The organism is Geobacillus sp. PK12, assembly GCF_004123125.1.
GTDB lineage: Bacteria > Bacillota > Bacilli > Bacillales > Anoxybacillaceae > Geobacillus > Geobacillus zalihae.
Window position 1 is genome coordinate 221,045 of sequence record NZ_SDKL01000013.1, and the last position, 12,938, is coordinate 233,982.

At 54.2% G+C, this 12,938-nt stretch carries 16 protein-coding genes; 15 read left to right on the forward strand and 1 reads right to left on the reverse strand.

Features of this window, described 5'->3' with window-relative positions; translation table 11 throughout:
• The first annotated feature begins 1 nt into the window (after position 1).
• The 13 genes from ETR37_RS07290 to lysA all read left to right on the forward strand — a co-directional run bounded on the left by ETR37_RS07290 (position 2) and on the right by lysA (position 11,240).
• Positions 2-1,303, forward strand: coding sequence for a pyrimidine-nucleoside phosphorylase (locus ETR37_RS07290; RefSeq protein ID WP_129447084.1), 1,302 nt, complete (start codon positions 2-4; stop codon positions 1,301-1,303).
• A gap of 166 nt (positions 1,304-1,469) precedes the next feature.
• The gene (locus ETR37_RS07295; protein ID WP_060787659.1) at positions 1,470-2,645 is read left to right on the forward strand and encodes a D-alanyl-D-alanine carboxypeptidase family protein; all 1,176 of its coding nucleotides are present in this window, start codon (positions 1,470-1,472) and stop codon (positions 2,643-2,645) included.
• Positions 2,646-2,770: 125 nt separating this feature from the next.
• Entirely contained in the window at positions 2,771-3,121 is a 351-nt protein-coding gene (spoIIAA, locus tag ETR37_RS07300; protein ID WP_011231792.1) for an anti-sigma F factor antagonist, read from the forward strand.
• Positions 3,122-3,562 (forward strand): anti-sigma F factor, encoded by a 441-nt coding sequence (spoIIAB, locus tag ETR37_RS07305; protein ID WP_011231791.1) that lies wholly within the window; start codon positions 3,122-3,124, stop codon positions 3,560-3,562.
• Positions 3,563-3,575: 13 nt separating this feature from the next.
• On the forward strand, positions 3,576-4,328 hold the full coding sequence (gene sigF, locus ETR37_RS07310) for an RNA polymerase sporulation sigma factor SigF (RefSeq protein ID WP_011231790.1): 753 nt from the start codon (positions 3,576-3,578) through the stop codon (positions 4,326-4,328).
• 311 nt (positions 4,329-4,639) lie between these two features.
• Complete coding sequence (locus ETR37_RS07315; protein WP_033005766.1) at positions 4,640-5,263, forward strand: stage V sporulation protein AA; 624 nt, start codon at positions 4,640-4,642, stop codon at positions 5,261-5,263.
• Positions 5,250-5,681: a stage V sporulation protein AB gene (locus tag ETR37_RS07320; protein ID WP_011231788.1), complete on the forward strand. Its 432-nt coding sequence runs from the start codon at positions 5,250-5,252 to the stop codon at positions 5,679-5,681. The genes ETR37_RS07315 and ETR37_RS07320 overlap by 14 nt, the downstream gene beginning before the upstream one ends.
• Positions 5,682-5,698: 17 nt before the next feature.
• Positions 5,699-6,127, forward strand: coding sequence for a SpoVA/SpoVAEb family sporulation membrane protein (locus ETR37_RS07325; protein WP_013144836.1), 429 nt, complete (start codon positions 5,699-5,701; stop codon positions 6,125-6,127).
• Between the two features lie 18 nt (positions 6,128-6,145).
• On the forward strand, positions 6,146-7,174 hold the full coding sequence (gene spoVAD / locus ETR37_RS07330; protein WP_033005744.1) for a stage V sporulation protein AD: 1,029 nt from the start codon (positions 6,146-6,148) through the stop codon (positions 7,172-7,174).
• A 39-nt stretch (positions 7,175-7,213) separates the two neighbouring features.
• Positions 7,214-7,564, forward strand: coding sequence for a SpoVA/SpoVAEb family sporulation membrane protein (locus ETR37_RS07335; protein WP_011231785.1), 351 nt, complete (start codon positions 7,214-7,216; stop codon positions 7,562-7,564).
• 5 nt (positions 7,565-7,569) lie between these two features.
• On the forward strand, positions 7,570-8,181 hold the full coding sequence (gene spoVAEA, locus ETR37_RS07340) for a stage V sporulation protein SpoVABEA (RefSeq protein ID WP_081132537.1): 612 nt from the start codon (positions 7,570-7,572) through the stop codon (positions 8,179-8,181).
• Complete coding sequence (locus ETR37_RS07345) at positions 8,129-9,607, forward strand: spore germination protein (RefSeq protein WP_033005742.1); 1,479 nt, start codon at positions 8,129-8,131, stop codon at positions 9,605-9,607. Before spoVAEA ends, ETR37_RS07345 begins: the two co-directional genes overlap by 53 nt.
• Before the next feature lie 313 nt (positions 9,608-9,920).
• Entirely contained in the window at positions 9,921-11,240 is a 1,320-nt protein-coding gene (gene lysA / locus ETR37_RS07350; RefSeq protein ID WP_020755246.1) for a diaminopimelate decarboxylase, read from the forward strand.
• 72 nt (positions 11,241-11,312) lie between these two features.
• Here lysA and ETR37_RS07355 read toward each other — a convergent pair whose 3' ends face one another.
• Complete coding sequence (locus ETR37_RS07355) at positions 11,313-12,191, reverse strand: DUF1002 domain-containing protein (protein WP_015375315.1); 879 nt, start codon at positions 12,189-12,191, stop codon at positions 11,313-11,315.
• 184 nt (positions 12,192-12,375) lie between these two features.
• Here ETR37_RS07355 and ETR37_RS07360 point away from each other — a divergent pair, with 184 nt between their 5' ends.
• A complete protein-coding gene (locus tag ETR37_RS07360; protein WP_033006697.1) occupies positions 12,376-12,816 on the forward strand; it encodes a peptidylprolyl isomerase in 441 nt (146 codons plus the stop codon).
• Entirely contained in the window at positions 12,803-12,931 is a 129-nt protein-coding gene (locus tag ETR37_RS20000) for a hypothetical protein (protein WP_014196248.1), read from the forward strand. The genes ETR37_RS07360 and ETR37_RS20000 overlap by 14 nt, the downstream gene beginning before the upstream one ends.
• Positions 12,932-12,938: the final 7 nt, after the last annotated feature.

The window sequence follows — 12,938 nt, forward strand, 5'->3', positions numbered from 1 at the left end:
GATGCGAATGGTCGATTTGATTGCGAAAAAGCGCGACGGAAAGGCGCTGACGAAGGAAGAAATTGAGTGGATCGTCCGAGGGTATACAAACGGGGACATTCCCGATTACCAAATGAGCGCGCTCGCGATGGCGATTTATTTCCGCGGCATGACCGAGGAAGAAACGGCCGCGCTGACGATGGCGATGGTGCACTCCGGCGAAATGCTCGATTTGTCGAGTATTCGCGGCGTGAAAGTCGATAAACATTCGACCGGCGGGGTCGGCGATACGACGACGCTCGTTTTAGGGCCGCTTGTCGCTTCTGTCGGCGTGCCGGTGGCGAAAATGTCTGGACGCGGCCTCGGCCATACGGGCGGCACGATCGACAAACTCGAGTCCGTGCCCGGGTTTCATGTCGAGATCAGCAAAGACGAGTTCATTCGACTCGTGAATGAAAACGGAATCGCCATTATCGGCCAAACGGGCGATTTGACACCGGCTGACAAAAAGCTATATGCGCTTCGCGATGTGACGGCGACCGTCAACAGCATTCCGCTCATCGCCTCGTCGATCATGAGCAAAAAAATCGCCGCTGGGGCTGATGCCATCGTCTTGGATGTGAAAACGGGCGCCGGAGCGTTTATGAAGAAACTTGACGAGGCGCGCCGGCTCGCTCGAGCGATGGTCGACATTGGCAAGCGCGTCGGCCGCCGGACGATGGCGGTCATTTCTGACATGAGCCAGCCGCTCGGCTATGCCGTCGGCAACGCCTTGGAAGTGAAAGAGGCCATCGAAACGTTAAAAGGAAACGGGCCGCACGATTTAACCGAACTTTGTTTGACGCTCGGCAGCCATATGGTCTATTTGGCGGAGAAGGCGCCATCGCTTGATGAGGCGCGCCGTTTGCTTGAAGAGGCGATTCGCAGCGGGGCCGCCATCGCGGCGTTCAAAACGTTTTTGGCCGCTCAAGGTGGAGATGCATCGGTCGTCGACGATCTGGATCAATTGCCAAAGGCGGCCTATACGTCGACCGTCACGGCGGCTGCCGACGGCTATGTCGCCGAGATGGCCGCCGATGACATCGGCACGGCCGCCATGTGGCTCGGCGCCGGCCGGGCGAAAAAAGAAGACATGATCGATTTGGCGGTCGGCATTGTGCTCCATAAAAAAATCGGCGATCGCGTGCAGAAAGGGGAAGCGCTCGCCACGATTCACAGCAACCGGCCAGATGTGCTTGACGTGAAAGAAAAGATCGAGGCGGCTATTCGTCTGTCGCCGCAGCCGGTTGCTCGGCCGCCGCTCATTTATGAGACCATCGTATAGAGAGGGACGCTGGCGATCCGCAAGGAAAAAAGCAGTTGTTCAAGTAGAAGACGCCTGAAACGCGTGTTTCGGGCGTTTTTTTTGTTTTTTGGAAAATGAGCTGTTTTTTGTATAAAAATATCTCGCCTGGAAAAAATGGCATGTATAAAGAATGGAGGTTTGGGAGATGAAAACGAAAGTCACTCGTCTTCTTTTATTGCCGTTTCTTCTTTTTCTTCCTCTTTCTGCCCATGCCGAGGCGAAAGAGATGAAGGAGGCGAAAGTGAAGCTGGCCGATGAGGCGAAATCAGCCATTTTGATTGAACGCGACACCGGCAAAGTATTGTATGAAAAAAATGCCCATGAACCATTGCCGCCGGCGAGCATGACGAAAATTATGACGATGCTGCTAGTCATGGAAGCCATCGATGAAGGAAAGCTGTCCTACGATGAAAAAGTGCGGGCGAGCGAATACGCCGCGTCAATGGGTGGATCGCAAATTTTCCTCGAGCCGGGCGAGGAAATGACCGTCGATGAGCTGCTGCGCGGCATTGCCATCGGTTCGGCCAACGACGCGTCGGTCGCTATGGCTGAGCAGATCGCCGGGTCGGAAGAAGCATTTGTCGAGATGATGAATGAAAAAGCGAAACAGCTTGGCTTAAAAAACACCCATTTCGCCAATGCGACCGGCCTGCCGGCGGAACATCACTACAGCAGCGCTTATGATATGGCCATGATGGCGCGCGAACTGTTGAAATATGAAGATATTACCAAATATACGAGCAAATACGAAGACTATTTGCGCGAAAATACGGACAAAAAGTTTTGGCTCGTCAATACGAACCGGCTTGTCAAATTTTATCCGGGCGTTGACGGCCTGAAAACCGGATATACAGCCGAAGCGAAATATTGTTTGACCGCCACGGCGAAAAAGAACGGCATGCGCGTCATCGCTGTTGTGTTTGGAGCGCCGACGCCGAAATCGCGCAATGCGCAAATTACGAAGATGCTCGATTACGCGTTTTCCCAATATCGAACTCACCCGGTGTACAAACGGAATGAAACTGTCGCCCGCGTCAACATAAGCAAAGGCAAACGGTCATCCGTCGAAGCGGTGACGTCGGAGCCGGTGTCGGTGCTGACGAAAAAAGGGCAGTCGGTCGAGCAGATCGAAAAAGTGATCAAAGTGAAAGACAATGTGAAAGCACCCGTTCGCAAAGGCGATGAGCTTGGCGTCCTCATTTTAAAACAGGATGGAAAAGAAATTTTGCACAGCCTGATCGTCGCCAAGCAAACGGTCGAAGAAGCGAGCTTTTGGGACTTGTTTAAGCGGGTGTTTGGCCGCTTCGTGCAAGCGGGATAATGTCAAGTTTTGCGGTCTTTTCGCTCTCTTTGGCGAACGACCACTAGTTTTGTCGGGCGGCAGGATTTCGGGCGGACAGCAGCGAAATGTCTCCATATCCTGAAATGGACAAGGGGGAACACGCTGTGAGTCTCGCGATCGACTTGGAAGTGAAGCAAGACGTGCTCATCGTTCGCCTGTCTGGGGAGCTTGACCATCATACAGCCGAAGAATTGCGTGAACAAGTGACGGATGTGCTCGAAAACCGAGCGATCCGCCACATCGTGCTCAATTTAGGACAATTGACGTTCATGGACAGCTCTGGCCTCGGCGTCATTCTCGGACGCTATAAACAAATCAAAAACGTCGGCGGGCAGATGGTTGTATGCGCCGTATCGCCGGCCGTCAAACGGCTGTTTGACATGTCGGGTCTGTTTAAAATCATCCGCGTTGAGGCGGATGAGCAATTCGCCTTGCAAGCATTGGGGGTGGCGTAAATGCGCAACGAAATGCACCTCCAATTTTCTGCCCGCAGCGAAAATGAATCGTTCGCCCGTGTGACCGTGGCGGCGTTCGTCGCCCAGCTTGACCCGACGATGGACGAACTGACGGAAATTAAAACGGTTGTCTCTGAGGCGGTGACAAACGCGATCATTCACGGCTACAACAACGATCCGAACGGCATCGTCTCCATTTCGGTCATCATTGAAGACGGTGTCGTCCATTTGACGGTGAGAGACGAAGGAGTCGGCATTCCTGACATCGAAGAAGCGCGCCAGCCGTTGTTTACGACAAAGCCCGAGCTCGAGCGGTCAGGGATGGGCTTTACCATTATGGAAAACTTCATGGACGAAGTCATCGTCGAATCGGAAGTGAATAAAGGGACGACTGTGTATTTGAAAAAGCATATTGCGAAAAGCAAAGCGTTATGTAACTGAGGGAGACATGCCTATGGATGTCGATGTCAAGCAAGATCAGTCGCCAATCAAAGATCAGGAGATGAAAGAGCTGATCCGCCGCAGCCAAGAAGGCGATCAAGAAGCGCGTGATGAAATTATTGAAAAAAACATGCGCCTCGTTTGGTCGGTCGTTCAACGTTTTTTAAACCGCGGCTATGAAGCGGACGACTTGTTTCAAATCGGCTGCATCGGCTTGTTAAAGTCGGTCGACAAGTTTGACCTGTCATATGACGTCAAGTTTTCGACGTACGCCGTGCCGATGATCATTGGGGAGATTCAGCGGTTTCTTCGCGACGACGGCACCGTCAAAGTGAGCCGTTCGCTGAAAGAGATGGGCAACAAAATCCGCAAGGCGAAAGATGAGCTGTCGAAAACGCGCGGGCGGGCGCCGACGGTTACGGAAATCGCCGACCATTTAGGCATTTCGCCAGAAGACGTCGTTCTGGCTCAAGAGGCGGTCCGCTCGCCGACATCGATTCACGAAACGGTGTACGAAAACGACGGCGATCCGATCACGTTGCTTGATCAAATCGCTGACGCCGACGAGGCGTCATGGTTTGACAAAATCGCCTTAAAAAAAGCGATCGAAGAACTCGACGAGCGTGAGAGGCTGATCGTCTATTTGCGCTATTACAAAGACCAAACCCAGTCCGAAGTGGCATCGAGGCTCGGCATCTCTCAAGTGCAAGTATCCCGGCTGGAAAAGAAAATATTGCAGCACATAAAGGACAAAATGGACGGATAGTCCATTTTGTCCGCACGGAGTGGGCAACAAAATGGACGGATCGACCATTTTGTCCGCACAGGTGTGTTCAAAATCGACGGATGTCAATTCATCGGCGGTGAACCATGAATCGCATCCGTCTTTTGGTCTGTAAGCGCATTTTGGAACGCTTTTTCCAGAGCAAGCAACAAAAGTCTAAAAAAGAATGGGCATTTTTTGCCCATTCTTTTCTATTTTTATGAAATCGATGGTGAACGCCGACAGGCCGCATGATCGGTGTTTTTGCCAACCAAACTAAAGAAAAACAAAATGGGGACAAAGGTGTGAAGCAAATGGCCAACACCGTATTTATCAAGCCGCGCCATCGCGTGCAAGTCAAGCCGGGGGCGGTGGTGACGCTCGGGCAGGCGGCCCAAATCGCTGCGCCGGATGGCGGGCTCATTCGGCGGTTGAAGACGATTCCGCTCTATCGCATCCAGCCCAGCGATAAAAATATCGTCATCATCGATATGATGCAAATGATCCGGGCTGTGTTTGATGTGGATTCCTCGCTTGATGTGCAGATGATCGGCCCATCGCAGACGATCATTGAAGTCGTCTATGAAAAACGGAAGGTTTCGACCGCTTCCTTCGTTCTCGTTTGGCTTCTTTTGTTCGTCGGTTCGGCGATGGCGATCATGAACTTTCACGAGGACGTCAGCATGCAACAAGTGCATCGCCATCTGTACGAAATGATGACCGGCCAAGCGGTCGATAAACCGCTGCTTTTGCAAATTCCGTATTCGCTTGGGCTCGGCATCGGGATGATTTTATTTTTCAACCATTGGTTCCGCAAACGAATCAACGAGGAGCCCAGCCCTCTTGAAGTCGAAATGTTCAACTACCAGCAATCGATCGATCAGTACGTCATTTTGCATGAAAACAAAGAAAGCTTGAGGCCTCTTGACGACGCTTGAGATTTTGCTGGTAGTGTTCGTCGGCTTCGCCGGAGGGTTGGCGGTCGGAACCGGATTTGTCGCTTTTTTGGTCGTGCTTGGCGTCATCCCGCGCCTGACGCAGCTGACGAAAACGCCAAAACGCATTCACGCCTATGAATGGGGGGCTGTAGCCGGCGCCATCGTTGGCGGTTGGATGAGTTTGCGCCATTCGGTTTGGCATTTATCCAAATATTGGCTAGCGCCGATCGGATTGTTTCATGGTGTGTTTATCGGAATGCTCGCTGCCGCTTTAACAGAGGTGTTGAACGTTTGGCCGATTTTAGCGAAGCGGATCGGCGTCGATGATAAAATCGTCATTTTACTTATGGCCATCGCCTTTGGCAAAGTGGCCGGTTCGTTGTTTCATTGGCTTTATTTTGTCGATCACTTTCGCTGACAAAGGGGGAAGGAAACGTGGGATTGAAGTCCGATTATGTCCGCGAGGTGAAGGCGTTTCAGCCTTCTCCCCCATACGCCGCCAATGCGGTAAAAGCGTTTTTTGTCGGTGGGATGTTTTGTGCGTTGGCGCAATGGCTCGCTGATTGGTATGGCGGCACGTTTGCCGCTTCGCCGCTCGAGGCCCATCTGTGGGCGTCTATGGTGATGGCTGGATTGGCGATTGTGCTGACGGCCGTCGGGAAATATGATGATTTCAGCCAATTTGCCGGTGCGGGGGCGACGATGCTCATTACAGGGCTGGCCAATGCGATCGCCAGCGCCGCTATCGAGCATCGCAGCGAAGGATGGACGGCCGGGGTGGCCGGGCAGATGTTGAAAGCCGGTGGGGCAGCGGTCATTTATGGTCTGATTGCCGCCTATGTGCTTGGCCTTGTTTGGCCGTGACGAAAAGAGGGATTGGCCATGAAACGTGTCGGAAAGCAGACATGGGTGTTTGACGATGGTGTTTACATCCAAGCGGCCGCTGCCGCGGTCGGGCCGCTTGAAGCCGACGGGCCGCTCGGAAGTTATTTTGATGTTTGCCATCGCGACTTATATTGCGGCGAAGCGACGTGGGAGCTGGCCGAGCGGAGGCTGATGCGGGAGGCGGTGGACTGCTGCTTGCAAAAGGCGGGCGTCTCTGCCGAAGAAGTCGATCTATTTTTGGCCGGTGATTTATTAAACCAAAATGCGACATCGAATTATGTCGCCCGCGAGCTGCCGATTCCGTTTTTATGCTTGTTCGGCGCCTGTTCGACCTCGATGCAAACGTTGGCGGCAGCCGCTGCGTTTGTCGCTGGTGGATTGGCTGATCGGGCGCTTGCGGCGACAAGCAGTCATAACGCGACGGCCGAACGGCAGTTTCGCTACCCGACTGAGCTTGGGGTGCAAAAGCCGAAAACGGCGACGTTCACCGTCACGGGCGCCGGCGCCGCGCTTGTTGGCCGCGCGCCGGGACGTTGGCGCGTCCGGGCGGCGACGATCGGCAAAGTCGTTGACGCCGGGCTGAAAAACCCACTCGACATGGGGGCGGCGATGGCTCCGGCGGCGGCCGATACGATCGAGCAGCATTTCCGTGACTTAGGCGTCTCGCCGGGCGATTACGATTTGATCGTCACCGGCGACTTGTCGCGCGTCGGCAGCGTCATCGTCCGCGAGTTGCTTGCTGAATCAGGCTACGATGTGACCGACGTTTACAACGATTGCGGGCTGATGATTTACCGGCCAGATCAAAAGGTGTTCGCCGGCGGCAGCGGCTGCGCCTGCTCGGCGGTCGTCACGTACGGGTATTTGCTTCAAGAGCTCGCCCACGGAACGTTTCGACGCCTGTTTGTCGTCGCTACCGGGGCGCTCTTGAGTCAAACGATGGTGCAGCAAAAACAATCGATTCCGGCCATCGCTCACGGCGTCGTCATCGAAGCGGCTGGACAGGAGCCGGATTTGCCGCCGTAGGACGCCTTTTATTTGGGAACGATCAGGAGGGAATGTGATATGGAATACGTCCGTGCCTTTCTCGCCGGCGGGCTGCTGTGCGCCATCGTTCAGCTCATCATCGACCGCGGCAAATGGACGCCGGCTGGCGTCGCCGGTTCGCTTGTCGTCTTTGGCGTACTCCTTGGCTTTGGCGGCGTCTATGATCCATTCGTCGCTTGGGCTGGCGCCGGGGCGACGATGCCGCTGAGCGGATTTGGGTATTGGTTGGCGAAAGGAGCCATGGCAGAACCGCGGCCGGAGGGATTTGTCGAAACCGGAGCAGCGGTGTTCCGATTTGCCGGCGCCTTGTTCGCTTTTATCGTGGCTGGCTCTTTTGCCGCGGCGCTCACTTGCAAACCGAAAGGGTAGAGATGATGGAAAAACGACGAGTCATTTTAGTAACGGATGGGGACGAGTTCGCCTGCCGGGCGATTGAGCGGGTTGCCGCCGAGATCGGCGGCCGTTGCATTTCCCGCTCGCAAGGCAATCCGACGAAACTGAGCGGTGAACAGTTGGTCGAACTCATTTTGCAAACGCCGCACGATCCAGTGTTTGTCATGTTTGACGATTGCGGCGCCCTCGGGGAGGGGGCCGGAGAGCAGGCGCTTCGCTATGTGGCGGGGCATGAGCAAATTGAGGTGCTTGGGGCGCTGGCGGTTGCCTCCAATACGCACCAGCATGAATGGACAAAAGTGCATGTGAGCATCGACCGTGACGGCGTGATGACCGAATATGGGGTCGATAAAGAAGGCTTCCGGGACCTCGAGATCGGGCGGATCAATGGCGATACCGTCTACTGCCTTGACCGGCTGAACATTCCGCTCATCGTCGGCATCGGCGACATCGGCAAAATGGGATACCGAGACCATGCGAAATACGGAGCGCCGATTACGCGCAAGGCGGTCGAGTTGATTCTCGAAAGGAGTGGTGGCCATGCCGGAAAAAGAAAAGAAACCGAAAGCGCCGATCGCGAAGCGGCTCGTTGACAACGCGAAGTTTTTGCAACAGCGGATCGGCGTCGGGACAAGCTTTGATTTAGGCGTGCGGAAAATTGATGTCCTAAACCGGGAAGTACATATTTACTACTGCAACGGTTTATGCGACACGCAATACATTATCGAATTGTTAAAACAAATTGTGCGCGTCAACGATGATGAACGCCAGGCGTCCCAAGCGTGGCAGATCATCGAAAATCGACTCGTTCATCAGCAAGTCAGTCCGGTGACGAGCCTCGACGAAGCGGTTGACAAGCTGCTGTCGGGCTTGATCATCGTCTTGATTGAAGGCGAATCGACCGGATTTGCTGTCGACGTCCGCAGCTATCCGGGTCGGCAGCCGCAAGAGCCGGATACGGAAAAAGTTGTGCGCGGCGCCCGCGACGGCTATGTCGAGAACATCATTGTCAACACGGCGCTCACCCGCCGCCGCATCCGCGACGAGCGGCTGCGCTTTGAAATTTTGCAAGTCGGCGAGCGGTCAAAAACGGACGTATGCATCGCCTATATTAAAGACGTCGCTGACCCGGGGCTTGTTGAACTCGTCAAGAAAGAGTTGCAGCAAATCAACGTCGATGGACTGACGATGGGCGACAAAACAGTCGAAGAGTTTTTAGTCAAGCAAGGATACAACCCGTACCCGCTCGTCCGTTACACCGAGAGGCCAGATGTAGCAGCGACGCACCTGCTTGAAGGGCACGTGCTCATTATGGTTGATACATCGCCAAGCGTCATCATCACGCCGACAACATTTTTTCACCACGTCCAGCATGCCGAGGAATACCGGCAGTCGCCAGGGGTCGGGACGTTTGTGCGCTGGGTGCGGTTTTTAGGCATTTTGACGTCGTTGTTTTTGCTGCCGCTGTGGGTGCTGTTCGTCCTTGAACCGTCGTTGCTGCCCGAATCATGGGCGTTTATTGGGCCGAACAAACAAACGAACATCCCGATCATTGTGCAAATTTTGCTCGCTGATTTTGGGATTGAGTTTTTGCGGATGGCAGCCATTCATACCCCGACGCCGCTATCAACCGCGATGGGTTTGATTGCCGCCGTCTTGATCGGACAAATCGCCATCGATGTCGGGCTGTTTGTGCCGGAAGTGATCTTGTACATTTCGGTGGCGGCGATCGGTTCCTTTGCGACGCCAAGCTATGAGTTGAGCGTGGCGAATAAGATTTCTCGATTGGCATTGGTCATTCTTGTCGCCTTGTTTAAAGTGCCCGGGCTCGTCATTGGCACGACCGTTTATTTGCTTTGGCTCGCCAGCATCCGCTCGCTTAATACGCCGTACTTATGGCCGTTCATCCCGTTCGATCCAGCGGCATTTATGCAAATTGTCGTCCGCCGTTCGGTTGCCGGAGCGAGAGTGCGCCCGAGCATCGTTCACCCGCAAGACCGGCAAAAACAGCCGTCATGACGCGAACGATCCATTTGGAAGCGGCCGTTTCCACCTATTGGCGGCCGCTTTTTTCGTTTTAGCGCTATTGCAACTTTTTTATCATTATGATAAGTTATATTTAATTGCTTGCACTGATGGTGCTTGCCTCAGTGCTTCGCACGTTTGCACGGGCGGAATGGGCATGGCCCAGCGCGGGGTGTGCGGCCTTCCGTTTCAAGGCAGAGCCGATGGCGCTTTGCGGTTTTCCATTTTGTAAAGGCAGTTGCCGATTTTGCAAACTGTCTTTTTTGCTTTTGCCATGCGATTTCGATAGAGGAATGAGGGGTTTGCGATGTTTCTTCACGGGACAAGCCGCGTGAATGAACAAGGGCATTTGGAAATCGGCGGCGTCGATGTGGTCGAGTTGGCCAAAACGTATGGCACGCCGCTTTATATTTATGACGTTGCGTTGATCCGCGCTCGGGCGCGCGCGTTTAAAGAAGCGTTCCAGCGCCACGGCGTGCGGGCGCAAGTCGCGTATGCGAGCAAGGCGTTTTCCGCCGTCGCCATCGTGCAGCTGGCCGCTGAGGAGGGATTGTCGCTTGACGTCGTCTCAGGCGGTGAGCTGTATACGGCGCTTGCGGCCGGTTTTCCGCCTGAGCGCATCCATTTTCATGGCAACAACAAAAGCCGGGACGAATTGGCGATGTCGCTTGAACACGGCATCGGCTGCATCGTTGCCGACAACTTTTACGAACTCGAGCTGATCGAAGAGCTGGCGGAGTCATCCGGTCGGACGGTGCCGGTTTTGCTCCGCGTGACGCCGGGGGTCGAGGCGCATACGCACGATTACATTTTAACCGGGCAAGAAGATTCAAAGTTCGGCTTTGACTTAAACAACGGTCAGGCGGACGAGGCGTTTCGCCGTGTCATGGCATCGGCCGCGTTTCAGCTGCTCGGCGTTCATTGCCATATCGGCTCGCAAATTTTTGAAACAGCTGGGTTTGTGCTCGCGGCGCAAAAAGTGTTTGCCAAGCTGGCGGAGTGGAACAAGGCGCACGGATTTGTCCCAGCGGTTGTCAATCTTGGCGGCGGCTTTGGCATCCGCTATACGGAGGAAGACGACCCGATTCCGGTGACAGCGTACGTCGACTGCATCGTGGAAGAGGTGAAAAGGCAGGCCGAAGCTTGCCGCTTGCCGTTGCCGGAAATTTGGATCGAGCCGGGCCGGTCGCTCGTGGGTGATGCCGGAACGACGATTTATACGATCGGTTCGCGCAAAGAGGTGCCCAACGTCCGCACCTATATTGCCGTTGACGGCGGCATGAGCGACAACATCCGTCCGGCGCTTTACGGAGCGAAATACGAAGCCGCGCTCGCCAACCGGGTGTTCGGCGAGCCGACGGAAGTCGTATCGATCGCCGGGAAGTGTTGCGAGTCAGGCGACATGCTCATTTGGGACATCGCCCTGCCGGAAGCGAAGCCGGGCGATTATTTGGCCGTTTTTTGCACCGGCGCTTACGGCTATTCCATGGCGAACAATTACAACCGTCTGCCGCGCCCAGCCGTTGTGTTCGTTGAAAACGGCGACGCCCAGCTCGTTGTGAAACGGGAGACATATGAAGATTTGATCCAATATGATTTGCCTTTGAAAACGAAAGTGAAAAAGTGAAGGCCGCCGGTTGGAAAGAGAACGGCCTCCACAAAGAAAAGGCGCCCGCTGCTTTTTTTGGGGCGCCTTCTTTCATTGTTGATTTGAGGAAAATGCTGATTTGATCGCGTTCCAAATTTCTTTCAAGATGTCGATCAGATTTTGAATGAACGTTTTCCCTTCTTCTGACTGCAAAAACGCCGATAGCTGTTCTTTCGCCTTGCTCAGCTGATCATTCACTTGATCCCAATTAATATGGGCATTTTGCATTTTATGGAAAAGGGAAATCAGGTTGTTGATTTCATTCTCGCTCAGCGTAATGCCAAGGTCGTTGGCGATTTTTTCAATAAGGGCGCGCAAATCAGCGTCCGTCTGCGGTGGGTTGTTGGCGATTTCTTGTTTGATTTTCGCCAGCAGGGCGACCGCTTTGTCCGCGCCGATCGAATCGGCGAGCTTCGCCGTCTGCACCATTTCCTCGTTCGCCACTTTTTTGACATCATCAGGGATGGCTTGGTCCGAGGAAATTTCATACGCCTTCATCAGCCCCGTCAGCGCTGCGGTGCCGGAAACCGGGAACGGAGCGGTGATGTAAATATCGGCATCTTTCACCCCTGCGGTGATCAAGGCGTTTGTATACATCTCTTTCGTCACCCATGTGATGTTGTGCGTTTCGACATGAAGCCCCGAGCCGGGCTCTTTTATCGTGATCATCGACGACGAGATGGCGCGCGTGCCGATTTGCGCTTTCGGAATGAGTCCGTCCAAATATTTATGCTCCTCAACGTTTGAGACGGTGATCGTTTGCGCCCCGTCCGGCGCCTTCATTTCGTCGAGCACTTTTTGCTTTTGTTCATTCGTTAAGTTTTCCCCGAGCGTCACAATGACATCGCCCGGCGCGGCATCGGCCGCTGCGATGCCCGGAGATGCCAGCAGCACCGCCCAAAGCAGCGATGAAGCGATCGTTCGTTTCACATAGCTCGCCTCCTGTTTACGAAAATGCATTATCATTATACCGTACGCTCGCCTGCTTGGCTATCGGAAAAACGCGACGCGGTCAGGCGGCGTGCGAATTTGAAAAGACATTTTTTCTTTTGTTTCACTTGGCCATCATGGTATGATAAAAGCAGTTTCGATGTCGAAAAGGAGCTGGATGCTTGTGGCGAAAAAAGGATATATTCTCATGGAAAACGGCGGGAAAATCGAGTTTGAACTGTTCCCAAACGAGGCGCCGGCGACGGTGGCCAATTTTGAGAAGCTCGCAAACGAAGGCTTTTATAACGGGTTGACGTTCCACCGCGTCATCCCTGGATTTGTCAGCCAAGGAGGATGTCCACGCGGCAATGGAACGGGCGATGCCGGCTATACGATCCCGTGCGAGACGGACAACAATCCACACCGACATGTCACCGGCGCGATGTCAATGGCGCACCGCGGCCGCGACACCGGCAGCTGCCAGTTCTTTATCGTCCACGAGCCGCAGCCGCACTTGGATGGGGTGCACACCGTCTTTGGCCAAGTGACATCGGGCATGGACGTCGTGAAGACGATGAAAAACGGCGACGTGATGAAGGAAGTGAAAGTATTTGACGAACCGTAAACAGCGCATGAGCGAGGATGATCGGACTGTTCGAAACAACTGGCGCTTGTTTTTCTTTTTGCTTGCGGCCAGCCTGTTGTGGGGAGCGGCGTATTGGATTTGGGTTGCGGAATGATGATGCA